The sequence below is a fragment of the Lautropia mirabilis genome, assembly GCF_900637555.1.
In the GTDB taxonomy this organism is placed as follows: domain Bacteria; phylum Pseudomonadota; class Gammaproteobacteria; order Burkholderiales; family Burkholderiaceae_E; genus Lautropia; species Lautropia mirabilis.
In genome coordinates, this window is sequence record NZ_LR134378.1 from 215,662 (window position 1) to 239,019 (window position 23,358).

18 protein-coding genes and 1 pseudogene are annotated in these 23,358 nt (G+C 64.9%); 14 read left to right on the forward strand and 5 right to left on the reverse strand.

What is annotated here, in order from left to right:
• Positions 1 to 225 precede the first annotated feature (225 nt).
• The 11 genes and pseudogenes from EL249_RS00910 to EL249_RS00960 all read left to right on the forward strand — a co-directional run bounded on the left by EL249_RS00910 (position 226) and on the right by EL249_RS00960 (position 15,167).
• Positions 226 to 3,657, forward strand: coding sequence for a DEAD/DEAH box helicase (locus EL249_RS00910; RefSeq protein ID WP_005674948.1), 3,432 nt, complete (start codon positions 226 to 228; stop codon positions 3,655 to 3,657).
• A 132-nt stretch (positions 3,658 to 3,789) separates the two neighbouring features.
• Positions 3,790 to 4,992, forward strand: coding sequence for an AAA family ATPase (locus EL249_RS00915; protein WP_005674947.1), 1,203 nt, complete (start codon positions 3,790 to 3,792; stop codon positions 4,990 to 4,992).
• 18 nt (positions 4,993 to 5,010) lie between these two features.
• Positions 5,011 to 5,592 carry a DUF4276 family protein gene (locus EL249_RS00920; RefSeq protein WP_005674946.1) on the forward strand — a complete coding sequence of 194 codons (582 nt, stop codon included), beginning with the start codon at positions 5,011 to 5,013 and terminating at the stop codon, positions 5,590 to 5,592.
• 207 nt (positions 5,593 to 5,799) lie between these two features.
• Positions 5,800 to 6,072 (forward strand): annotated as a pseudogene (locus EL249_RS13435) (Rdx family protein); the annotation flags it as partial.
• A 643-nt stretch (positions 6,073 to 6,715) separates the two neighbouring features.
• Complete coding sequence (locus EL249_RS00930; RefSeq protein WP_005674944.1) at positions 6,716 to 7,996, forward strand: MksB family condensin complex protein; 1,281 nt, start codon at positions 6,716 to 6,718, stop codon at positions 7,994 to 7,996.
• On the forward strand, positions 7,993 to 8,835 hold the full coding sequence (locus EL249_RS13285; protein WP_005674943.1) for a condensin complex protein MksE: 843 nt from the start codon (positions 7,993 to 7,995) through the stop codon (positions 8,833 to 8,835). The genes EL249_RS00930 and EL249_RS13285 overlap by 4 nt, the downstream gene beginning before the upstream one ends.
• A complete protein-coding gene (locus EL249_RS00940; RefSeq protein WP_005674942.1) occupies positions 8,835 to 11,582 on the forward strand; it encodes an Mks condensin complex protein MksF in 2,748 nt (915 codons plus the stop codon). Before EL249_RS13285 ends, EL249_RS00940 begins: the two co-directional genes overlap by 1 nt.
• Positions 11,579 to 12,730: a DUF7281 domain-containing protein gene (locus EL249_RS00945; protein WP_005674940.1), complete on the forward strand. Its 1,152-nt coding sequence runs from the start codon at positions 11,579 to 11,581 to the stop codon at positions 12,728 to 12,730. The genes EL249_RS00940 and EL249_RS00945 overlap by 4 nt, the downstream gene beginning before the upstream one ends.
• Positions 12,727 to 13,191, forward strand: coding sequence for a DUF1016 N-terminal domain-containing protein (locus EL249_RS00950; RefSeq protein WP_197721594.1), 465 nt, complete (start codon positions 12,727 to 12,729; stop codon positions 13,189 to 13,191). The genes EL249_RS00945 and EL249_RS00950 overlap by 4 nt, the downstream gene beginning before the upstream one ends.
• A 120-nt stretch (positions 13,192 to 13,311) precedes the next feature.
• On the forward strand, positions 13,312 to 14,082 hold the full coding sequence (locus EL249_RS00955) for a lysophospholipid acyltransferase family protein (RefSeq protein WP_005674938.1): 771 nt from the start codon (positions 13,312 to 13,314) through the stop codon (positions 14,080 to 14,082).
• A gap of 149 nt (positions 14,083 to 14,231) precedes the next feature.
• Entirely contained in the window at positions 14,232 to 15,167 is a 936-nt protein-coding gene (locus tag EL249_RS00960; protein WP_005674937.1) for a phosphatidate cytidylyltransferase, read from the forward strand.
• 99 nt (positions 15,168 to 15,266) lie between these two features.
• On the opposite strand, the gene EL249_RS00965 is transcribed toward EL249_RS00960, so the two are convergent.
• The 5 genes from EL249_RS00965 to EL249_RS00985 form a co-directional block, all read right to left on the reverse strand.
• Complete coding sequence (locus EL249_RS00965) at positions 15,267 to 15,938, reverse strand: manganese efflux pump MntP (RefSeq protein ID WP_005674936.1); 672 nt, start codon at positions 15,936 to 15,938, stop codon at positions 15,267 to 15,269.
• A 443-nt stretch (positions 15,939 to 16,381) separates the two neighbouring features.
• Positions 16,382 to 17,248, reverse strand: a complete 867-nt coding sequence (locus EL249_RS00970; protein WP_005674935.1) for a sugar phosphate isomerase/epimerase family protein — start codon at positions 17,246 to 17,248, stop codon at positions 16,382 to 16,384.
• A 10-nt stretch (positions 17,249 to 17,258) separates the two neighbouring features.
• Positions 17,259 to 18,128, reverse strand: coding sequence for an ABC transporter permease (locus EL249_RS00975; protein ID WP_040532121.1), 870 nt, complete (start codon positions 18,126 to 18,128; stop codon positions 17,259 to 17,261).
• 135 nt (positions 18,129 to 18,263) lie between these two features.
• Positions 18,264 to 19,214: an ABC transporter permease gene (locus tag EL249_RS00980; RefSeq protein WP_005674933.1), complete on the reverse strand. Its 951-nt coding sequence runs from the start codon at positions 19,212 to 19,214 to the stop codon at positions 18,264 to 18,266.
• Positions 19,215 to 19,232: 18 nt separating this feature from the next.
• Positions 19,233 to 20,771 (reverse strand): ABC transporter substrate-binding protein, encoded by a 1,539-nt coding sequence (locus EL249_RS00985; protein ID WP_005674932.1) that lies wholly within the window; start codon positions 20,769 to 20,771, stop codon positions 19,233 to 19,235.
• 339 nt (positions 20,772 to 21,110) lie between these two features.
• Between EL249_RS00985 and EL249_RS00990 the strand changes: the two genes are divergently transcribed.
• From EL249_RS00990 to EL249_RS01000, 3 genes are all read left to right on the forward strand, one after another.
• Positions 21,111 to 21,653: a cupin domain-containing protein gene (locus EL249_RS00990; RefSeq protein ID WP_005674930.1), complete on the forward strand. Its 543-nt coding sequence runs from the start codon at positions 21,111 to 21,113 to the stop codon at positions 21,651 to 21,653.
• A gap of 143 nt (positions 21,654 to 21,796) precedes the next feature.
• Positions 21,797 to 22,237: a type VII toxin-antitoxin system MntA family adenylyltransferase antitoxin gene (gene mntA / locus EL249_RS00995; RefSeq protein ID WP_005674929.1), complete on the forward strand. Its 441-nt coding sequence runs from the start codon at positions 21,797 to 21,799 to the stop codon at positions 22,235 to 22,237.
• A 323-nt stretch (positions 22,238 to 22,560) separates the two neighbouring features.
• Positions 22,561 to 23,250 (forward strand): hypothetical protein, encoded by a 690-nt coding sequence (locus EL249_RS01000; RefSeq protein WP_040530225.1) that lies wholly within the window; start codon positions 22,561 to 22,563, stop codon positions 23,248 to 23,250.
• Positions 23,251 to 23,358 lie beyond the last annotated feature (108 nt).

Genomic DNA, 23,358 nt, shown 5'->3' on the forward strand with positions numbered 1-23,358 from the left:
CACGGAGCGCCTCCGCGCCCCCTTGCGGGAGACGCCAGACAGCACCGACGTGCCATGGCCAGGGCACATCTGGAACAGCCAAAAAGAACCCCTCAGCGTCCGCTTCACGAGCAGGCGGACGGGAGGGGCCGTGTTGAAGGGATTATAGGTCATCTTCAGCATCATCGGCAGCCTGTCACTTTTCGTAAAATCTCCTCCATTCATACCGCTGGAGGGGAGAACCACGTGAACGCACAGGAACGCATCATCCGTTACTGGCATGCCGTCGAGCTGCTGCAACCGTCCCAGCTCAAGAAGCCCGAGGACAGTGCCGGCCGTTCACCAAAGGACGAATTCGTCCATGATATTCAATCCAGTAACGAGCCATTCCCCTGGGAACCGGGCAGCGAGGCCAGCCGGCAGCCTTTGCCCCTTGATGAGATAGACAAACGTACCGGAAAGCCCAAAGTCTACACATGGTTCCACACGCTCTACGTTCAGATCTTCCCGACAAAGACCATCACCGATGCACTGGACAGGGCATTCGGCGCCGACCAAGGCTATCGCGACCCCGCAGAACGGGAATATTCAGCGCTGTATGCCGCCGAATTCACCCATGACGGCCAGCTCGTCCCGGGCAGCTTCACCCTGTCCAGCGAAGCCTGGTTCCTCGGACGACTGACCAGTGGCAGTGACTGGTCGAAGGATTTCAACCAGGACCAGACTTCCATCAGGCAGCAGGCCGAAGCCCGCCTGACTGGGTCGGTCAACCGGCAAGCCCTGGACGAACTCACGACATTCGTCATCCAGCAGTGTGGGCTGCAGACTGTGTTGTCCAACCCGGAAAAAGCCGTGCTGCGCTCCTGTAGCCGGCCCGTTGAAGTCAAGGGACAACAGCACGACACAATCAGCGACACAGCAGTCGGGGTCATCCCTGCAAAGGCAGCCCCCACATCCAGGCCCTCTGCCCACGTTGTTGCAGACACGTCCAAAGGGGGAGGCACGGCGACGGGAGAATCTATAACACGCCCCCAACCCCGCCAAAGCGATCTCCCCCTCAACAGCTTTCTGCTGGACGATCTGATCCAGGTTGCAGAAGCAGTTGCCACCGGCAATACCAGCAAGGCCCTGTCACAATATCTGGATCCGAACGCGAGCATCACCCGCCACACCATCGGCAGCGCGGAACTGGAAAGCGCCATTGTCGACCATCTCCTTCCCCACAAGCACCCCACCGGCTGCTGGCCTGCCGAGGAGCATCGCGGACTGGTGCACGCGCAGCAACTGGCCATCAATTTCATTCTGGAGCAGCTGGGGGAAGGAGCCGGTATTCTGGGTATCAATGGCCCCCCAGGAACCGGCAAGACTACCCTACTGAGGGATCTGGTGGCCGCCATCGTCACGCAGCGAGCCGATGCCCTGGCGCAACTCCCGCGCGCCTCGGATGCATTCCAGAAAAACGCGAAAGAAACCGGCAATGCCAGTGGCAAGAAACAAAACGCCCACCCCCTGCAGCCTGACCTGTTCGGTTACGAGATCATCGTTGCCTCCTCCAACAATGGCGCTGTCGAGAACATCACCCGGGAGCTTCCACAACGCAGCAAGATCGATGGCAGCTGGCTGCCAGAAGCCGATTATTTCGGCGAACTGGGAACACTGACCTCCGGCGCCCCCTCATGGGCCTTGATCTCTGCCGCGCTGGGCAGCAAGTCACGACGAAGCAAGTTCATCGATCACTATTTCTTTGGCAACCGCACCAGGGAAGAGCTGGTAGCGATCACCGGGAAACTGCAATATCCGCATGGGCTGCAAGGCTGGCTGAGTGGGCACGCAAACCAGTACAAATCCATGTCCAATGCGTCGGCAAATCGGCAACAGCGCTGGCAGCAGGCAGTGGAATCCTACAACGAAGCCAAGGCAGCCGAATCGTCCATCCGCCACAGTGTGGATGCATTTCTCACGAAAATCCAGCATATCCAGTCACAGCGCAACCAGCTTCCTGTGCTGCTCTCGACGCTGCAGACACTGGAAAACAGCCTCCCTGACCCCATTGCCGTATTGGAGAGGGATGCCGACTCCGGTCTGCTTGCTGCTCAAAGCCGGCAAAAAGCATGTGCGGCGGAGGTACTGCAGCACCAGACACGCAAGCCCGGCCTCTGGCAGAACCTCGCCACACTCTGGAGCGCCAGCCGCGCGTGGCAAGCCAACCAGGCATCTCTGCAGGCCACCCAGCTCAGGGCCGAACAGGCCGTGGCACAATGGCAGCTCCTTCAGCACCATCAGAACCAGACAGCCACCGATGTGCAGAACGCCATCCAGGATGCCACCAGGCTGCAGGCCCAGCATATCGTTTCGTGGCTGCAGACGGGACATACCACCGGAGACCGGCAGAATGAACTGCACGAGCCCTGGCCCCTACCCCACTGGCGACAGGCCCGTGCTCGTGTCTTCCTGGAGGCGCTGCGGCTGCACCAGACCTTCCTGGCGCTCGAAGCCACACGTATCCGTGCCAACCTGGATCTGGCCAATGCCCTGATCCAGGGCCAGTCCTTCAGCGGCTATTCCCGAGACGCCATCCGCTCCGCCTGGGCATCCCTGTTCATGGTGGTACCGGTACTCAGCAGCACCTTTGCCTCCTTCGACCGCTCCTTTGGATCGCTTGGTTGCGAGGAAATCGGCTGGCTATTGGTCGACGAAGCCGGACAGGCCACTCCACAGGCGGCCGTGGGTGCCCTCTGGCGCGCCCGCCGTGCCGTGTTCGTGGGCGACCCACTGCAGCTCAAACCCATCATGACCGTATCAGATGCGGCACTGGAGCACATGCGTACCCACTTTGGGGTCGACAATCATTGGTTGCCCAACCGCCACTCAGCCCAGACACTGGCAGACCAGGCCACGCCATGGGGACGCACAACCGGCCCCGATGACCACCAGTCCTGGGTGGGTCTGCCGCTGGTGGTACACCGTCGCTGCGACAGGCCAATGTTTGAGCTGGCCAACCGCATTGCCTACGACGGCAACATGGTCTACGGCACCATTGCCCCCAGACCGGATCGTGAAACGCCGGCCCACCTTCCCACCGGGTGGTTGCATGCCACGGGAACATCGCAGGGCAACTGGGTAGCGGAAGAGGGCAGAATGCTGCAGGCCCTGCTGGCGGCACTGCGCAGCGACGGTGTCGCACCCGGCGATATCGCCATCGTCACCCCGTTCCGCGGCGTCCTCAAGAAAATTCCCGCCCTCGTCCGCCCCTATCGGGGCAAGGGCAAAACAGGAAAAATCAACTGCGGCACAATCCATACCATGCAAGGCAAGGAGGCTCCCGTGGTGATCATGGTACTGGGCGGCAACACCGCCTCTCCAGGCGCCCGCGACTGGGCTGTGTCGGAACCCAACCTGCTGAACGTAGCCGCCACCCGCGCCAAACGGCGTTTCTATGTGATTGGCGATCGCAACGACTGGCAGCGCCGTGCGCTCTTCTGCGATGTCATGGACCTTCTGCCGGCACTGGATCTCCACGCCGAAGATATCGGCGGAGCACTCCATCAGAAGGCGCTGGCCTCGCGGGACCGGGCACGTGCCACTGGACGGTACCGTTCTGCCGACGAAGTCCTGGATGGCCTGCGTGCCCTGCGCGACGAGGAACGCACGCGCCGAACTGCGGCAAGAAAGGCATGAAATAACGCTTCGTTCACCTCACTTTGCGGGAAACTGGGCGCGGATCTGCCCATACCTGCAAGCACAGCAGACCCGCGCAATCAGGCACAATACCCCCACCACCAGCCCAGCCTCCAGCCCGGAGCCCATGCCATGAGCATCCCCGTCTTTCTGCAGCGGGTCATCCTGCAAAACTACAAAAGCATCGGCCACTGCGATGTCCGCCTCCATCCCCTGACCTGGCTGGTCGGCGGCAATGGTGCCGGCAAGAGCAACTTTCTGGACGCGCTCCAGCTGGTCAGCGATGCCCTCAACGGCTCACTGGACAATGCACTGAACGAGCGCGGCGGGATCAACGAAGTCCGGCGCCGCTCCCGCGGCCACCCCACCCACTTCGGCATCCGGCTGGAATTCCACCTGCCGGATGGCAGGGAGGGACACTTCGCATTCCGGATCGGCGCCCTGAAAAACGGCGGATACGAAGTACAGAACGAGGAATGCATCATCGGGGGCATCGGCCGGGGGCCGGCCTACCAGGTCGAACGGGGAACCCTGAAGCACAGCAGCGAGCCCACCTTCCCCGCCATCACCTCAGACCGTCTGGCCCTGGTCGCTGTTTCCGGTACGGCCGCATTTCGTCCGGTGTTCGACGCACTGGCCTCCATGCGCTTCTACAACCTCAACCCCCGGTTGATGCGTGACCTGCAAACCCCACAGGACGGAAAGCTCCTCAAGGAAGAGGGCGAGAACATTGCCAGTGTCATAGGTCACCTGCAGCGTGTCGGTGATGGACAACTGGATGCCATCCAGGAGTATCTGCGCATTGTGGTGCCGATGATTCACGGTGTTCAGCGCAAGCAGATCAGCAGCAAGGAGACCCTGGAATTCCGGCAGGACGTAGGAGACAGCACGCCGTGGCGTTTCGAAGCCCAGAACATGTCCGATGGCACACTGCGCGCGCTCGGCGTGCTGACCGCCCTCTTCCAGGGCAACCGGGACTTCGCCCCCTCTCTGGTAGGTATTGAAGAGCCCGAGACCGCACTGCACCCAGCTGCCAGCGCGGCACTGCGTGAGGCGCTGACCCGTGCCTCCAAGCAAACCCAGATCATTGTGACCAGCCACAGCCCCGACCTACTGGACGACACCAGCATACCGGCCGACACCGTTCTTGCCGTGGTGGCCGACCAGGGCAACACACACATTGCCTCGCTGGATGAAGCCTCCCGGGACAGCATGCAGAAACACCTGTTTTCTGCCGGAGAACTGCTGCGGCTCGACCAGCTGCAGCCCGACCCGAATGAACTGGAACATCAGACAAGGCATCAGGCCTCCTTGTTCAATGAACTTCCTTCATGACGGCGGGGAGTCTCATTCATGAAAATCGCTGCCATTGTCGAAGGCCATGGCGAAGTCGCCTCACTGCCCATCCTGCTGCGCCGGATCGCCCAATGGCGCACACCCGCGCGATATTCCGAGGTGCTGCGCCCCATTCTCGTCAAGCGCAACCAGTTCCTCAACAGGGAACAGGAGTTCCACCGCTACCTGCAGCTGGCTGCCGGCAAGGCGGGAGATGAGGGATGCGTACTCATCCTGCTGGACGCAGACGATGACTGCCCTGCCCAACTCGGCACCACCATCCTGCATCGGGCGCAGGACTATATTCCGCACCGGCATGTCTCCGTCGTGCTGGCCAACCGGGAATACGAAGCCTGGTTCATCGCCGCCGCCGCATCCCTCGATGGCGAAAGGGGATTTGCGCTGCGGCCATCCGACCATGATGCCGACCCCGAGTCGCCGCGCAGTGCCAAAGACTGGATGGGAAGCAGAATGCCCAGGGGATACGGTGAAACAACCGACCAGCCTGCATTCTCTGCACGTTTCGATCTGCAGCTGGCCCACGACCGCAGCCGCTCGTTCCGCAAACTGTGCAGCGAGTGGGACAGGATGGGACACTGATGTGCCGCCCGGCAACCCGGTCATCCATGAAACACGACCGGGCACCGCAGGACATGACACGCCCCCTGCTCCCCCCACGGACATGTAACCCTTCTGGCCATCCGCCACCCAGGTGAGGCAGACTATCATCAGGGAGTCTGGCATGGACATCTCCAGGGAAGACGCCCTGACGGGGGCAGCCCGCATGCGCGCCCCCAAGGAGACATCATGGCCGCCCACACCATAACCATCCGCTACTGCACCCTCTGCAACTGGATGCTCCGCGCCGGCTGGATGGCGCAGGAACTGCTCTCCACCTTTGGCACCGATCTGGCCGGTGGCATCACGCTGATCCCCGACACCGGAGGCGTCTTCCAGATCCATTGCAACGGCGTGCCCATCTGGGACTGCAAGACCGACGGCGGCTTTCCCGATGCCAAGGTGCTGAAACAGCGGGTCCGTGACCAGATAGACCCAACCCGAAACCTGGGCCACATCGACCGGCACGCCGCCTCGCATCCGCCAGGCCGGTCACACCCGGCAAGTCCGCTGCCCCCGAACGGCCAGCCCGGTGCACCGGCCTTCGCCGACCGTGCCATCGAAGCCCTGACCAGGGACGGTCACCCGGCAGGTTCCGCCCATGCCGGCAACACCCACATCAACGCCACCCACAACGGCACCTCCCGCAACGGCACCTCACACATCAACGCCTCTTGCAACGGCGCTTCACCGGCCGGCAGCTCCCATGCCAGCCAGGCACCTGTCAACTGGAGCGACACCAGCCACGCCCATACCAGCCACACCGATGCCGACCATACCTATGCCGGCAGCTCCCTCAATGGCAGCCGGAACAACCCGCCCTCACCGCCGGTAACTTCTGCCCGGCAGGACGCCGGAGACGTGATGAGAGCCCTGCAGGAGCTGCTCGAGAAGGAGCTTCGACAGAGGCCCTCGCCGGACGCCCCCCGATGAGGGCAAACCCCGAATCCGTGCACGGCCGGCGTTACCCTGCCTGGCACGGAGACCACCCCTGCAGATGGCGTCTTGCCGGCACACGGCCAGGGCCACACACGACCAGGGCCAGCACAGGAATGAACGGCCCCCCGACACGCTCCGGCCCCATGGCACATTCTAGAATCCCCCCATGATCACCCCCCGCGCCCTGGTCCATGCCCTCCACACCCACTGGGACACCATCGAGGTGCTGGCACGCCTGTCACGTGAGTTTCCCATCTTCACGACCGAACAGGTGCGTGCCTGCATCGCACGGAGCAACCCCGGGCTGAACGCCGAACAGCAGGGTGCCCTTCTGCGCCAGATGGTCAACAGTATGTTGCTGCAAACCGTGCCGCGCAGCGATGATCTGCAGCTCGATCCGCATGTCCTCACCTTCGTGCGTGGCCTGACCCGCGAGCACGAGCTGGGCCTGACCGCCGTCCTGCAGGCCCGTGTCGCCGCCATCCGCGATGCCACGGAAGCACTGGCCGAGGGCATCGTCCGGCACGACATCGACCGCGTGCGCTGGCCCGCCAGCCAGCTGGCCGAGCTGTTCCGGCAGATCGGCCTGCAGCTGGAGCAGGACCGGCATGCCATTCAGGAGCTGGCCGAAAATGCCCGCAGTGCCGACGCCCACATGCCGGCCAGCCAGCGCTACCAGCGCGTCCTGCAGGCGTACGACCAGTATGTCGAACCCATGAACAGCATGATGGACACGGGGCCGGAAGGCAGTTTCTACCAGCATCTGGAGGCCGCCGAGCGCACGCTGGACCAGGCGCTGGAGCAGTTCACCATCCAGGGCAGCCTGTATTCGCACCGGCTGCAGTTGCGGCAGGTGTCCTATCAGGCCAAGGAGCTGCGCCGGTTCGGGCGGATCGTGGCACAGCAGTGCGCAGACATCCTGCTGCCGCTGCGCGAGGAGGCGCTGCAGCACAACGCACTCACCAGTGCCATCGCCTCCCTGCTGCAATCGGTACGCAAGAAGGGGCTGCACCGGGTGCTTTCCCGTCCGGCCAGAGACAGCCGCTTGCCGGTCTGGCGCAATGGCCGCGGCCTGAAAATCCAGGCCGGAGACGAAGTGCGCGACATCATGGCGGCAGCCCGGCACTACCGGCCGCAGGCGGTTGCCTTTCCGCAGGACCTGCCTGCTTCCGAAACGGTACCCCTGCCCGACGTGGTGGACGAGGCCGCGCTGCGCAGCCATCTGGCCGCCAGCCTGCCCGTGACGGACCTGCTGGCCTGGCTGAAGGCCAGCTACGGCCACCTGCAGGATGCCACGCTGATGCGGCTGTTTCATGACCTGCAGCATGGTGACGTGCCCTGGCAGACCACGCCAGCCAGCACCACCCGGCAGCTCGACCTGCATGCCATCCGTGTGCTGCATCACCCCCATGAAGCCGTGGCCATTGCGCCATCATCGAAACCATGAACGGATCCGCATCTTCTCCCCTGGCCTCCGCGCTGGGGCCACTCGCCTCGCTGGACGCGCTGTTCCGGCTCTTTCTGGCGGGCCGGCACCTGAACCGCGTGGCCGATCCGGCGCTGTGGGCCGAGCTGGAAAGGCACGAGGCCGATTACACGCTGCTGTTCTCGTCGCTGGGCTACACGCTGCGCGTGGATCACCGGGGATTTGCGTGGTTCCACACGCCGTCGGCCAGTGCCCCCATCAACCGGATCAGCCGGCAGCTGGCCCTGCTGTTCATGGTCATTTTCGATACGCAGGCCAATGCAGGGCAGACACTGCAGCGGTTTGCCGACTGGCTGGTCACGCGCGAGCTGCTGGCCGAGACGCACAAGCAGCATCAGGACATGCTGGAGGCCGAGGGGCTGGACACCGAAGGGCTGCGGGAACTCTTCGACCGGGCCGCTGGTCTGGGTTTTGCGCAGCGTGATGGCGCCGGCTGGCGGCTGCTGCCGGCGGTGTATCGCTACCTGGACCATTTTCAGGCGCTGGCCGCCGACGAACGCGACACCACAGACGCCGGGTTCGGTCCGTCCGACGATGCAGATGGTATGCAGGCAGGCGCAGGGGGCGCGGCCTCCAGCGAAGCGGACGGTCTTTCCGGCAGGATCAGCCCCCGGAGAAGGCCCTCCCCCATCGATGATGACAATGCCGGCGGGGATGCCCCCTGCCCATCCGGCGATGCGATAGGCAACGGCAACGAAGTCATGACCGGTGAAGACGACCTGTCCATTGACGACAACCCAGCCAGTGAGGACGCCCCGTCCAGCGACGCCCCTGATACCGACACCGGAGAGGCTCCCTGATGCAATACGGTTTCCAGCGTCTGGTGCTGCTCAACAGTGCCGGCTATTCCCGCGCCGAGCTGCCGCTCGATGGTTCGGTGTCGCTGGTGGCACCCAACAACACGGGCAAGACCAGTCTCATCAACGCGCTGCAGTATCTGCTGATCATCGACCGGCGGGTGATGAATTTCGGCGCACACGATGCCGACAAGAGCCGGCGTTTCTATTTTCCGCACAACAGCGCCTACATCCTGCTGGAGGTCACGCTGCCCGAAACCGGCACCGTGGTGCTCGGTTGCGTGGGCAAGGGCGTGAGTTTCGATTACGAGTATTTTGCCTATGCGGGGCCACTGAATGTGGACGAATACCGGCTGCCTGGTGGCGAACTGGTGGCCCAGCCGCAGCTGGCGGCCCATCTGGCTACGCACGAGCGGCGGGTATTCAGCTATTCGGGCAGCGAATTTGCCGACATGATCTACGGCGGTCGCAACCGCAAGGCCACCAGCGAGCTGGACCTGTGTGTGTTCCGGCTGGAACATGCCAGTGATGCGGCCAGCTTCCAGCGGGTGCTGACGCACACACTGAAGCTCGACCGTCTCACCTCGGCCGACGTCAAGAAAAACCTGCTGCAGATATTCCGGCGCGATCTGCCCGATGCGGGCATCGATTTCAAGGCCGAATGGGACCGTGCCTTTGCCGATCTGAATGGGGAATGGAGCCAGTATCGTGCGGCCGTTGCCCAGAAAGTGTTGCTGGAAACACTGGAACAGAAACACGAGGCGCGACTGGAATTGCGCGGCCGGCTGCTGTGCATGAAGCCGCTGATCGACGACGCCCTCGCCCACTGGCAGCAGCATTACGACACACGCCACCAGGCACTGACGCGGGAGCTGGGCCAGCACGACACCGAGATGAAACGCCTGCGGGACGAGGACATCCAGCTGGCCCGCCAGCAGAGCCTGGCCGAACAGGAAGAAAAACAGCTGCGCCAGCAGACCGACCAGCTGCAGGCGCTGCAGCGCCGCTTTGCCCTCATTCCGGAACGGCAGCTGCTGGACCAGCAGCGCGCCGCGCTGCAGCAGGACATCGATGCCATCGTCGTGCGCATCGGTCAGGCGCAAAGCCGCGAGCCGGCCGCCATCGAGCGCGAAATCCAGCGCCTGCAACGGGAACTGGCCCAGCTGGAACAGGAAATCCGCACGCAGGGCAACAACCTCTACCAGCAGCTGGCCAGCCAGCTCGCGCCGGAACAGCTGACCGTCCTCAACAGGACACTGGCCCGCTCCGTGCTCACCCTGGGCGCAGATGATTTCACGCTGGATGCAGCGGCGCTTGCGTCAATCCTGACCTCGCAGCCCTCCGGCCTGCCGGGGCTGAAACTCAATCTGGACGCACTGACGGCCCAGCACGAACAGCGCAGCCTGGCCGAACTCACCACCCTGCAGCAGGAGTTGCAGGCACAGCTGAAACAGCTGCATGAACAGCTCGACACGGCCCGCACGCTGGAAACGGTCAGGGCCCAGCGTCAGGCACTGGATGCGCAGCTGAAGCAGCTCGACGAGGACATCCGCGCCTGGGCCGAGATGCAGACCCTGCAAACCGCCGAACCGGCACGCCAGCAGCGGCTGACGGAACTGCAGCAGATGCTGGCCACACTCACCGAAACGCTGGCAAAGGCCGCTGAAAGACAGCAGGCCCTGGACCGGCAGCGCCAGCAGCTGCAGCAGGATCTGCACACGCTGCAGGAGCAGCACCGGCGCATCGAGCAGCGCCGCAACCAACGGCAGGATCACCAGCCACCCTTCACCTGGCTGCCCGAACTGCCCCATCACCCCTGGCTGGCCCAGCCGGACCTGGCCATGGACAAGCTGGCCGACCACCTGCAGCACTATCTGGCCGACTGCCGGCAGCTACCGGAACTGGACGAGCAGATTCGCCGGCTGCTCATCGACCTGAACACCGGCGGTCTGACCAAGTACCACCTGAGCGAAAATCCGGAAACGGAGGTGAGCCGCCTCATCACTTTTGCGCATCACCTGCCGCAGGAATTCGAGGCCCTGGAAAAGAAATCCCGCTCGGCCGTGGTCAATGTGGCAGCCAGCCTGCGCGAACTGCGCGATGGGCTCAATGCCTTCAAAGGCCGGATGCGCGAATTCAACCGCAAGATCGGTGGCCGCCGCCTGTCCGACCTGAGCGTGTTCAAAATCGAGCCCGAAGACAACACCCCGCTGGTCGAGGCCATCGAACTGCTGATCAGCACCGCAGCCACGGTGGACAGCGGCGAAACCTTCGATCTGTTCAACCAGCAGAGCGTGCTGGATGACGACCAGCTCGACCGCGCCAAGACCCTGCTGATCGAGGAAGGCAACGCCCGCCAGGGGCTGCGCGTGGCCGACCTGTTCGAGCTGCGTTTCTGGGTGGGCAAGGAGGGGCAGACGGCCGAAGCCTTCAATGATCTGGACAGCGCCGCCTCCAACGGCACCGTGCTGATGGCCAAGCTCATCACCGGCCTGGCCATGCTGCATCTGATGCAGGACCAGCGCCGTCCCATTCAGGGCATCTGCTATCTGGACGAGGCACTGGCACTGGATGCCCGCAACCAGCGCAGCCTGATCGACACGGCCGCCGATTTCGGCTTTTCGCTGATCTTTGCCTCACCGGCGCCACTCGTCACCGCCCGCTACATCGTGCCCATCCAGCATCACGACGGGCACAACCAGATCAGCCGCCTGAGCTGGCAGATCATCGAGCCGCTGGAAGAAGCATGAGCAAACACGAAAACGCATTGCGAGCCGCCCTGCTCAGACTCAACGGCCAGAACCCACTGCCCGTCAGCGCATTCACCCCTGCCCAGCGCCGGGCACTGGAACGGTTCGGCCAGCAGACGGGCGCCGTACAGTTTCTGGCCCGGGGCAGCGGCGGCAGTTACCGCATCAGCAACCCCGCCGTCTTCGCGCTGCATCTGCGCACCCTGTCGCCGCTGGCCCCCATCCCGCCAGTGCCTGCCTCTCCCGAGGCAGCACCGGCACCTCACCCCCGTTCCTGGGTACCGTCTCCCGCCAAAGGTGCACCGCCCGTTGCAGATTCGACAGGCACGCCCTGCGCGCCACCTGATACAGACACGCCCCTCACCACGGGCACATCAGCCGCTGCAGGCGCGCCTCCCATCCGCGCCCACAACATCGGCCACCGCCGTGACAGCAAGGCCGGCCGGCATGCACACGACGCTGGCTATGTCCTGCTGAAGGCAGCCTTCCCCCGTCGGAACAGCGTCATGCCTCCTTCTTCGGGGCAACCGGAAAGTGGTTCTGACTCACCCTGGGGTGCCAGCCACATCGCCATGACGGTGCCGGACAGCGTCCCAGCCGGACAGGGCACATCGAGCGCCCCCCTCGACTGGCATGCCCCCACCAGAAACCTGCACCTGCCCCTGGCAGCACACACCCGCGACTTCGGGGCAGCCTGCCTGCGCATCACCCCGGACGACGACTGGCATACCGACGCCCCCCTCTGGCTCATCGAGAACCAGGCGCTCTTCGACCGCACCGACTGGCTGCCCCCGGGGCCTGCCGTCACGCTGCTCTACTACAACGGCCAGCTCTCCGACCTGCTGGTCCGCTGGCTGGCAGCACGCCCACGGGGCAGCCGGCTGATCCATTTCCCCGACTACGATGGCATCGGGCTGGCCAACTTTGCCCGCCTGCACGCGCAGCTGGGCGATGCCTGCCACTTCTGGCTGATGCCCGGCTGGGCAGACAGCCTGCAGCGCTATGGCAGCCATGCACTGTGGCTCAGAACGCTGGACCCGTTTCTGCGTGTCCGGCCCGACCTGCCCAGCCATCTGGCCCCCCTGCTCACGCAGATGGAGCTGAATGGTCTGGCCCTCGAACAGGAGGCCGTGTGGCTGACGGCATGAGCATGAAAGACACTCCCACCCCAACCTCACTCGCCGGCTATGCCGACTGGCTGGCCAGCCTGAAGCGCCGCATCCACCACGCCCGGCAGCGCGCCGCACTGGCCGTCAACCAGGAACTGATCGGCCTGTACTGGCAGATCAGCCGGGACATCCTGCAACGCCAGGCCGAGCAGGGGTGGGGAACGAAAGTGATCGACCGGCTGTCACGGGATCTGCGCACGGCCTTCCCGGAGATGAAGGGGTTTTCGCCGCGCAATCTCAAGTACATGCGTGCATTTGCCGAGTCGTGGCCGGAACCCGAATTTGTGCAGCAGCTTGCTGCACAATTGCCCTGGGGACACAACCAGGTCATGCTGGACAAGCTCGATACCCCACGTTCCCGCCGATGGTACGCCTCGAAAGCCATCGAACAGCTCGAACGGGAACTGGGCACGTCCGGGGAGGGCGACACCGGGGCATGACCCCCGCCCACCCCCTCCCGCCAACCGCCCCGCCCCTTCGGCACGACATCCCCGGCCCGGTGACGCACCATGGCGCCGGCCCGTCAACACTTCTGTCTGCACCGCCCCGGAGACTCCGCCATGGGCACCACGCCGCAGCCCGATTCCCCGTCCACCGCCCACCCGCCGGAGACCGTCCGCCTGCCCACGCGCCCGCTGGCCCGCATGGCCGGCCTTGGCCTGATGACGCTGGCACGTGCCCTGACGGGGGTGCGCAGTTTCTGGAGCGGCTGTGCGCCGGAACCGCGTCAGCGCGTCTACTTTGCCAACCACAGCAGCCACACCGACTTCCTGCTGCTCTGGGCCTCGCTGCCACCCGCGCTGCGTGCCGTGACCCGGCCCGTGGCCGGCGCCGATTACTGGAACGGCTCCACGCTGAAGCGCTTCATCATCCATGACGTGTTCCATGGCGTACTGGTCGAACGCAGCAGCAGCACAGCGCCGGCCGATGCCGGCACCCCAACCGACACCGCCCGCGCCGAGGCCGCCGCGCGCGCCATGCAGCCTCTGCACGATGCGCTGGCCAGGGGGCATTCACTGATTATTTTTCCCGAAGGCACCCGCAACCTGGGAGACGGACTGCTGCCCTTCAAATCCGGCATCTACCACCTGGCCCGGGCCTGGCCGCAGGTCGAGTTCGTGCCGGTCTGGCTGGAGAACCTGAACCGGGTCATGCCCAAGGGGCAGGTCATTCCGCTGCCGCTGCTGTGCACCGTGACCTTCGGTGCACCGGTTCCCCTGAACGACGGGGCAAAACCAGAGGCGGCGCAGAACATGCCGCACTCCCCCAAGGACGACTACCTCGCCCGCGCCCGTGCCGCCCTGCTGGCACTCAGGCCCCAGCGGGACTGACCGGGAGCAGGCATGCCGAAACCACCGATCCCGGCACAGCCCCCTGCTGCCATGTCCCCGGCCTGCCTCCACCGGCTTCTGCCGGTTCTGCCCTTCTCCCCCACCCTGTCACGGCATATGCCTGCTCCGCCGCAGGCCGCCCCTGAACCATGACGCATCACACCCTGCTCCTCAACGGCCTCATCCTCGGCATGCTGGTGGTGGCCTCGCTCATCGGTGCCCTGCTCAAATGGCGCGTGGGTTTCGACACGCCGCACGCCGTCATCGACAACCTCAACGCACGCATCAAGGCGTGGTGGGTGATGGCCGTGGTGATGAGTGGCACGCTGGCCATCGGTCACTGGGCGGTGATCCTGCTGTTCGCCGGCATTTCCTTCTTTGCACTGCGCGAGTTTCTCACCATCGCCCCCACCCGGCGGGGAGACCATCTGGCGCTGATCGCCGCGTTCTATCTGGTGCTGCCTCTGCAGTATTACCTGATTGCCATTGGCTGGTATGGGCTCTTCTCGGTGTTCATCCCGGTCTATGGTTTTCTGCTGCTGCCCATTCTGGCCACGCTGGGCAACGACACGCAGCAGTTCCTGACGCGCGCATCCACCGTGCAATGGGGGCTGATGGTTGCGGTCTACTGCATTTCCTGCGTGCCGGCGCTGATGGTGTTGGACATTCCGGATTATCGCGACAGCAACCTGCTGCTGATCAACTGGCTGATTCTGGTGGTGCAGAGTTCGGACGTGCTGCAGTACGTGTGCGGCAAGCTGGCCGGCAGACACCGGATTGCACCGGTACTCTCCCCCTCCAAGACCGTGGAAGGTTTTGTGGGCGGGGTGCTGTTGGCCTCGTGCCTGGGCATGGCTCTCTGCTGGATCACACCCTTTGCCTGGTGGCAGGCCGCGCTCATCGCCATCCTCGTCAACCTCATGGGCTTTGCGGGTGGCCTGGTGATGTCCGCCATCAAGCGTGACCGCGGCGTCAAGGACTGGGGCGCCATGATCGAAGGCCATGGCGGCATGCTCGACCGCCTGGATTCGCTGTGCTTCTCCGCACCCATCTTCTTCCACGTGGTGCGCTATTTCTGGGTGTGAGGCGGGTCAACCCCAACGCCGGCTCCAGCACCCGCATCAACGAGCCCGGCCGCACCGCCTGGGTACGCCTCGACCTGAAGTGGTGACGCCCCTGCTCCCTCAGCCCAGGGCCCCGCTGCGCAGCAACGCCAGCGCGGGCCCTTCGGCCAGGTGCTCGTACAGGATCACCGTCCCGATCACGATCAGCACGATGCCGCCCAGCATCTCGGCGCGCCGGCCCACCAGCGTGCCCAGCAGCCGGCCCAGCATCACGCCAAGTGTCACCATCATCGTGGTGCACAGGCCGATCACCAACGCCACCTGGCCGATGGGCACGTCCACGAAGGCCAGCGTCACGCCCACCGCCATCGCGTCGATGCTGGTGGCCACGCTGGTCAGCAGCATCGACAGCAGGCCGGCCGGCAACAGACGTCCCGTCCGCAGGGCACTGCCATCTGCACCCAGCTGTACCCCCGTGTCGTACGGTGCATCCGTCTGATCATCACAGTCGGGCTCCAGAGGCTGGAACGACTTCCAGACCATGTGAATGCCCAGCCCCGCCAGCAGCACAAAAGCCACCCAGTGGTCGATGCTGGCCACGAAGCGCGAGGCTGCCGATCCCAGCAGCCAGCCAATCAGCGGCGTGGTGGCCTCGACAACGCCAAAAAGGATGCCGATGCCCAGCGCCTGAGACAGGCGGGGTCGTGACATGCAGGCGCCTCTGGCCAGCGCCGCCGCAAAAGCGTCGGTGGACATGGCCATGCCAAGCGCAACAATGGAAAGGGCACTCATGGGGAAAAGGGATTACCTGCGGCCGGCACGACACAACACACCACGCATCCGACCGATGCCTGCGCGGCGTGTCGCTCGTCGGTCTCGCCAGGCCCGGTCCAGGTGGACCGGCTGCCGGGAAGTGCGGAACGGGCTACCAAAACGCCACGCATGGCGTCAGCGCCCCTGTCCAGAAACATCCCGGGCCGCTTCCGCCACAGCGTCGAAGCAAGGACGCGCCCTGTAAAACACGTCCTATATACCGACAGCCGAGTCTGTTGACGGAAGCACTTCCATTGCGGAAGCAGGCTACTCCCCAAAGAGGAACGGGGGCATATTAACCCATAAGCACGTCCGTTTCACCATTCTTTCAGAGAAGCGTCAGAAATCAATGACTTGGCGGCTTCCAAATACCCATATCGCATTAAATAACAATAATCAATCTTATTAACTAGTGCTGCCGATCAGTAATGTCGCCGCGCAAATGCCAGCGACTGCTCGATATTTGCAAAATGCAAATCATTCTCTCTTGCAAGAATCTCCACGCACACCACCCGGTCCGGCACCCAGCGACGGATCGCCGCCGCCATGGTGGCATGATCGACCGCCTCTGGAAGATGCCCCGGCGGCACTCCTGACTGCACTCCCGGCTGCCGCACGCCGGCAGGCTGCCCCAGCGGCACCAGGTCCTTCTCGCTGGCATGGATATGCCGCACCCAGGCCGCGCCCTCGGCCAGCAGCGCCTCGATGTCCTCGCCATTGAGCTGCACCACCGCCGTGTCCAGCACGATACCCACGGACGGATGGCTCAGCGTCCGGGCCATGCGCAGGCTGGACGCCGTGTCCGTCATGAAGTTCGCGCCATAGTGCGGATGCACGCCCTCCAGGCAGATCGTCACGCCTGCGTCGGCCGCCACCTCCACCAGCCGCCCGAAGAACTCCAGCGCCCGCGTCCATGCCTCGGCATCGGTCAGCCCCGTCCGGTTGCGATTGGCCGGCGACCCGAACACCAGCCGCGTCGCACCCAGCCAGGCCCCCACCCGACACACCGCTGCCAGATACGCCAGCATCCGCTGTTGAACGTCCGGCGGACCGAACAGGTTCAGCCCCTGCGTGCCATACAGCAGCGACTGCATGCCCGTGATCTCGATGCCCCGATCCGCCCACCAGTCGCGCACCCGGCGCACCTCGGCCTCACGCACCGCCGCCACATCCGCAAAATACTTGGTGGGCGCCACGTCGATGGCATCCACCCCAAGCCGCGCCAGCAGCCCGGCCACCGCCTCGTCCCGAGACGGATCCCACGCCAGATTGGTCAGTCCCAGCCTCATCCCTTGCTCCTCAACGTCGGCGCAGCTTCGGATCCAGCAGATCCCGCAGCCCGTCCCCCAGCAGGTTCAGCCCCAGCACCGCCAGCATGATGGCCAGCCCCGGCCACAACGCCTGCAGCGGCGCCTCGAACAGCACCGACTGCGCATCGGCCAGCATCCGCCCCCAGGAAGGTTGCGGCGGCTGCACCCCAAATCCCAGGAACGACAGCGCCGCCTCCGCCAGGATCGCCACCGCAAAGCGCACCGTTGCCTGCACCAGCAAGAGCGGCAGGATGTTGGGCAGCACATGCCGCCACGTGATCTGCCATGGCCCCAGCCCGCAGGCCCGCGCCGCCATCGCATACTCACGCGACCACACCCCGGCGGCGGCCGCGCGCGTGATGCGCACGAAAGACGGAATGTTGTAGATGCCCACCGCCACGATGGCATTGCCCAGTCCGGCCCCGAACACCGCCGTCAGCATGATCGCCGTCAGGATCGCCGGAAAGGCCAGCATGAAATCCGCCGTGCGCATGATCAGCCCCTGCACGTGCCCCGGCCTGGCCGCGGCCAGAAGCCCCAGCAGCAGCCCTGCCCCCAGCCCGATACCCACCGCAATCACCCCGGCCAGCAGCGACGCCTGCGCGCCCAAGAGCAGCAGCGAAGCCACATCGCGCCCAAAGGCATCCGTGCCCAGCCAGTGCGCCGCCGAAGACGGCTCCAGCACCGCCTCCATGTCCAGATCTTCCGGCCCGTAAGGTGTCCAGAACGCCGACACCCCCGCCATCAGCACCAGCGCCAGCACTAGCAGCGCACCGACCACAAAGCCCGGGTGCCGCAGCGCCCGCCGCCAGAAACCGGTCGCCCTCGCCTCCGCGACAACGTGCCCCTGCTGCGGCATGTCTTCCCCTTGCCGCGCACCACGGTCCTCCGACAGGCGCCCTGCCGCAGACTCCGCCACATGCCCTGCCCCGCCATCCCGGCGGGGCGCACTGGTCTGAAGATCCTCGTTCACCGGCACCATCCGCCCGCCCGCTCAGCGCACACGCGCCCGCAGACGCGGATCGATCCACGCCGCCAGCACATCGACCAGGAAATTGATCACCACCACCATCGCCACCAGCAGCAGCACCCCATTGCGCACCACCGGCAGGTCACGGTTGGCAATGCTCTGGAACAGCAATCGCCCCAGCCCCGGCAGCGAAAACACGTTCTCGATCACCACCGCGCCCCCCAGCAGCTCCGCAAACTGCATCCCCGCCACCGTCAGCACCGGAATGGAGGCATTGCGAAACACGTGCCCCCACAGCACCTGACGCATCGACAGCCCCTTGGCACGCGCCGTCCGCACGAAGGGCTCACCCTGCACCTCCAGCATCGACGTGCGCACGAAGCGCGCCAGAATGGCACCCTGCACACAGGCCAGCGCCAGTGCCGGCAGCCACAGGAAGCGCAGCCCCTGCCACAGCCCGACTTCCCAGCCCTCAAAGCCTCCCGACGGCAGCCAGCCCAGCTGCACCGAGAACACCACGATCAGCAGCATCCCCAGCCAGAACCCGGGCGTGGCCATGCCCAGCTGCGCCAGCGCCATCAGCCCCACATCGCCCCAGCGACGATGATGCAGCGCCGCATACACCCCGGCCAGCAGCGCCATGCCGCCGGCCAGCCCCATCGCCAGCAGCGTCAGCGGCACCGTCAGCACCAGCCGCTCGGCCAGCAGCCCCGCCACTGGCACCCCGTAGGCCTGACTCATGCCCAGCTCGCCCTGCAACAGCCCCAAGAGCCACTGCCCATAGCGCACCCAGGCCGGCCGATCCAGCCCCAGCTGCACCGCCAGCGCCTGCACCGCTTGCGGATCCGCATCCGGACCCAGCATCACCTGCGCCACATCTCCCGGCAGCACATCCAGCACCAGGAACACCACGGCACTGGCCGCCAGCAGCGTCAGCACCAGTCCCAGGCACCGGCCCAGCAGGAAACGCGTCATGAGACGACAGCCTTCATCTCAGCTCACCCAGCGCATCGACCGCAGATCGTTCACCAGCATCGGCATGTCATCCCACAACCCCACCAGCGACTTGCGGGCCACCGACACCCAGTGCGGCTGATACAGCCACGCCAGCACACAGTCCTCGGCCAGCAGCTTCTGCACCTGCGCCAGCAGATCCAGCCGCTCCTTCTCGTTCACCGCCGTCACCAGCTGCCGATAGAGCGCATCGAAGCGCGGCGACCGATAGCCCCAGTAATAGTCCGGCTTCGTGAAATTGCCCAGATCCAGCGGCTCCACATGAGAAATGATGCTCAGATCGTAGTCGTGGTTGCGGTACGTGCCTTCCAGCCACTGCGCCCACTCCACCTGCTGCACACGGCACTGGATGCCCACCTTCGCCAGCTGCGCCATCACCACCTGCGCGGCCTGCCGCGCATAGGGCGGCGGCGGCACCGTCAGCGACAACGACAGCGGCAGCGTCACCCCGGCCTCCTTCAGCAACGCCCGGGCCCGCTCCGGATCATGCGCATTCACCGCCGTCATATCCACGTAACCCGGCGCATCCGGCGTGTAATGGCTGCCGATCGGCGTGCCATGCCCCAGCTGCCCCGCCTTCAGCACCGCCTGCCGATCGATCGCCGCCGCGATCGCCCGCCGCACCCGCACATCCGCCAGCACCTTGCGCCGATGGTTGATAGCCACCAGCGTCTTCGCCCGCGAACCCGACACCACCACCTGCCAGGCCGGATTCGCCTTCAGCCGCGCCACGGCCCGCTCCGTCACCCGCGGAAACACATCCACCTCATTGGCCATCAGCGCCGCCATCTGCGCCGCCGGCTCACTGATGAAACGGAACGTCACCTGCGGGAATGACACCGAAGCCGCATCCCGGAACTCCGGCCACGCCTGCAGCGTCAGCGACGTACCCCGCCGCCAGCTTCCCAGACGATACGGCCCCGTTCCCACCGGCTGCGCCCCGTTGCCCGCCGCACTCGAAGGCTCCACGATCACCGCAGTGGCCTGCCCCAGCATGAACAGGAAATCCGCATCCGGACGCGCCAGCCGGATCACCACCGTCTGCGCATCCTTCGCGTCCACCGACGACATCGCCGCAAAGAACGCCCGGTCCTTGTTCACACTGTCCGCACGGCCGGCCCGCTCGAAACTGAACTTCACCGCCGCCGCATCACAGGGCTTTCCGTTCTGGAATTTCACCCCCGGCCGCAGATGAAACGTCCACGTCAGCCCATCCTCCGACCCCGACCAGCGCTCGGCCAGCAGCGGCGACAGCGCCCCCTTTGGCCCCACATGCACCAGCGTCTCGAACACGTTGTACAGCACCACCTCGGCAATGGCAGCAGCGGCACCCGCCGTCGGATCCAGCGCCGGCGGCTCCAGCACCATGCCCAGCACCAGCGGCTTGCGCACCAGCGCACCGGCCGCAGGCTCCTGCGCCACCGCCTCTGTCATCCAGCCCGACACACCGGCCCGACCAGACACCACCATCCCGCCGGCCAGCCCCAGCGCAGCCCCCGTAAACGCACGGCGCTTCATGAAAAAACCTCCCCGTCAGCACATCGAAACCGCAAATCCTACCCTACCACGCCCCCGGCAGCGCACCATGCGGGGGAATACCCGGGCACCACCCTCAGGGTCAGTAGTGCCCTCTCGTCTGCCCCTCCCTTCGGCGGATCCTCCCTGATCCCTTCCACAACGTCCCGGTCCCATCACCCCGGCCCCATCGTGCCCAAAGCCCATTGACAACTCTCAACAATAATAAGTATCAATAGAACTAGCATTCATTACATCTGGCTAGAGAGACACATGGCCTGCGAAAGACAGCATGGCCACCACCATCGGCATCAACCAGAACACCCTCCCAAGGAGAACACCATGAACGCCATCCGCCCCCTCGCCACCCTGCTGGCCACCGCCGCCCTGGCCACCCTGCCCCTGGCGGCCAGCGCCCACGAAGACAACGCCAAGCACGACCACGGCACCGACGCACATGCGCAGGTGCCCCAGGGCGTCGACAAGGTCCTCACCCCCGACCAGATCGACCTTTCCTCCGGCAAGGCCATCCTGGACGCCAACGACCACTACAACGTCCGCATCCTGCGCATCCAGATCCCCGCCAACAAGGAACTGCAACCTCACGGCCCCAAGGAAGGCTACTTCTTCGTCAACGTCATCAGCGGCACCCTGCAACTGGGCTTCGGCAACACCTACGACGCCAGCAAGCTGCAGACCCTGCCCCCCGGCAGCATCTTCACCCACCCCGCGGGCCAGCAGCACTTTGCCAAGACCGGCAACGAACCCGTCGTCCTGCAGATCACCGCCATCAACCCCCACAGCGCCAAGAAGCATGACCACCACCATCACGGCAAGAAACACGACCATGCCAAGGGGCATCAGCACGAGAAGTCGGGCAAATAAAGACCGTACCCTCGCGTAGTCACCGGGGCCGGCGTGCCAGAGCGCTGGCCCACCTCTTCATCAGACCACCACCTGATCACCGACAGTCGGCAGGCATCAGCCGCTTCCGGCTCAGCTGCGCAGGCCGCTGGTACCATGCCAAGATGCACTCCACGGCCCGCGATCCCATCGTCCAGCACCTGCGCAGCCACCTGCCCGGCCTGCTGGCCATCTACGCCTTTGGCAGTCGCATCACCGGAAACACCACCCCGGACAGCGATCTCGACCTGGCCGTGCTGGTCGCGGGCCATGCCGACATCATCACCCTGTTCAATCTCTCCAGCGACCTGGCAGATCTGGCAGGCTGCGACGTGGATCTGGTGGACCTCCGTGCCGCCTCCACCGTCATGCAGCACCAGATCATCCAGACCGGCGTGCGCTGGTGGGCCAAGGACCACCAGGCCGACCTGTTCGAGATCTATGTCTGCAAGGAAAAATGGGATCTCGACAGATACCGTGCCGGCCTGCTTCAGGATATCCAGCAACAAGGCCGTATCTACAGAGAAGGCCGAGCCACCCCGCCCCCACCCACGGAGAAGCAGTAAGGCCCTGCTTCAGCACGACAGCCGGCCTCGCCCGTAACCGGCATCCATCACACCCCGTCAAGATGGGAAAACCATCCGGACCACAGCACGGACATCCTCCTGGCGCTTGCACTGGGAGCGTGGACAGGAAGCGCATGGGGCGATGACGATACCGAATGAGCGCCCATTTCAATACATCCGTACAACGTTCCAACAACAGCAATCCAACTTACGCCCGACACATGTCCGTAACACGTCAGGCCCATGAATAGTGATGGACGGCCTGTCATGTCGCAGTGCTACGCTGCCGTGGATTCACTCACCCGGAGAACACGCACGTGCACTTGCCCAAGAACATCCCGCTGAAAGCCGCCCTGCTCACCCTGGCTCTGGCAGCCAGCCACGGCGCCCACGCCGCCACCTTCCAGGACGAAGCCATCGCCTTCGCCACCAACAACCCCATGTCGCTCACCGTGCAGGGTGACGACGTGACGGTCAACCTCACGACCAACGTGTCGCTGCTGCCAGGCGTACACGTCGAACAGAATGAAGAGGCGCCGTGCCCCATCGGCCTCACCACCGCCAACGAGAACGGGAACGACACCCTCACCATCAAGCGTGCCGACAACACCCAGCCTTGCAAGGCCGTCGTCGTTGTCAACCTTACTGAAAAGAGCTCGGTGAGATTCACCCAGCGCACACCGTCGATTGATGCCAAGGGCAACTTCGGCAAGATCAGCACCCACGCCGAACACATGGGCATCACCTTCCAGGGCCGCGCCGACAGCCTGGAGCTGAGAGCAGCCGGCGTCGCCACAGCCAGAATCCGGGTCCAGCAGCTGCCCATCTCGCTCATCAGCGTCAGTGGCCGACACGTCGCCACCAACATCAGCCTGCCCGCCGGCGCGACGGCCGACTACAAGATCGACCCGGCCTCCAGCACCTTTGACAAAGGTGTGCCCGGCGGCAACCCCAGCGACACCACGATCCGTCTGAGTGGCAGCACCGTGGTGGGCGCGGCGCGCAATCAGTAAGCCGCTTCAGATCTCATGACAGGGCTGCCTGGATAACCGGGTGGCCCGGACGGTAGCCGCCACCCAAGGGGTAGCCCCCGCGAAGCCATCAGGGGTTCGTGACGGGAT

Bases quoted from the DNA above. Each gene is read 5' to 3' on its own strand.
- EL249_RS00980 (WP_005674933.1), bottom strand. From the start codon at position 19,214: ATGACGCGTTTCCTGCTGGGCCGGTGCCTGGGACTGGTGCTGACGCTG.
- EL249_RS00970 (WP_005674935.1), bottom strand. From the start codon at position 17,248: ATGAGGCTGGGACTGACCAATCTGGCGTGGGATCCGTCTCGGGACGAG.
- EL249_RS00955 (WP_005674938.1), top strand. From the start codon at position 13,312: ATGGGCACCACGCCGCAGCCCGATTCCCCGTCCACCGCCCACCCGCCG.
- EL249_RS00975 (WP_040532121.1), bottom strand. From the start codon at position 18,128: ATGCCGCAGCAGGGGCACGTTGTCGCGGAGGCGAGGGCGACCGGTTTC.
- EL249_RS00930 (WP_005674944.1), top strand. From the start codon at position 6,716: ATGATCACCCCCCGCGCCCTGGTCCATGCCCTCCACACCCACTGGGAC.
- EL249_RS00985 (WP_005674932.1), bottom strand. From the start codon at position 20,771: ATGAAGCGCCGTGCGTTTACGGGGGCTGCGCTGGGGCTGGCCGGCGGG.
- EL249_RS00965 (WP_005674936.1), bottom strand. From the start codon at position 15,938: ATGAGTGCCCTTTCCATTGTTGCGCTTGGCATGGCCATGTCCACCGAC.
- EL249_RS00950 (WP_197721594.1), top strand. From the start codon at position 12,727: ATGAGCATGAAAGACACTCCCACCCCAACCTCACTCGCCGGCTATGCC.
- mntA (WP_005674929.1), top strand. From the start codon at position 21,797: ATGCACTCCACGGCCCGCGATCCCATCGTCCAGCACCTGCGCAGCCAC.
- EL249_RS00920 (WP_005674946.1), top strand. From the start codon at position 5,011: ATGAAAATCGCTGCCATTGTCGAAGGCCATGGCGAAGTCGCCTCACTG.
- EL249_RS00945 (WP_005674940.1), top strand. From the start codon at position 11,579: ATGAGCAAACACGAAAACGCATTGCGAGCCGCCCTGCTCAGACTCAAC.
- EL249_RS00990 (WP_005674930.1), top strand. From the start codon at position 21,111: ATGAACGCCATCCGCCCCCTCGCCACCCTGCTGGCCACCGCCGCCCTG.
- EL249_RS00915 (WP_005674947.1), top strand. From the start codon at position 3,790: ATGAGCATCCCCGTCTTTCTGCAGCGGGTCATCCTGCAAAACTACAAA.
- EL249_RS00960 (WP_005674937.1), top strand. From the start codon at position 14,232: ATGACGCATCACACCCTGCTCCTCAACGGCCTCATCCTCGGCATGCTG.
- EL249_RS13285 (WP_005674943.1), top strand. From the start codon at position 7,993: ATGAACGGATCCGCATCTTCTCCCCTGGCCTCCGCGCTGGGGCCACTC.
- EL249_RS00940 (WP_005674942.1), top strand. From the start codon at position 8,835: ATGCAATACGGTTTCCAGCGTCTGGTGCTGCTCAACAGTGCCGGCTAT.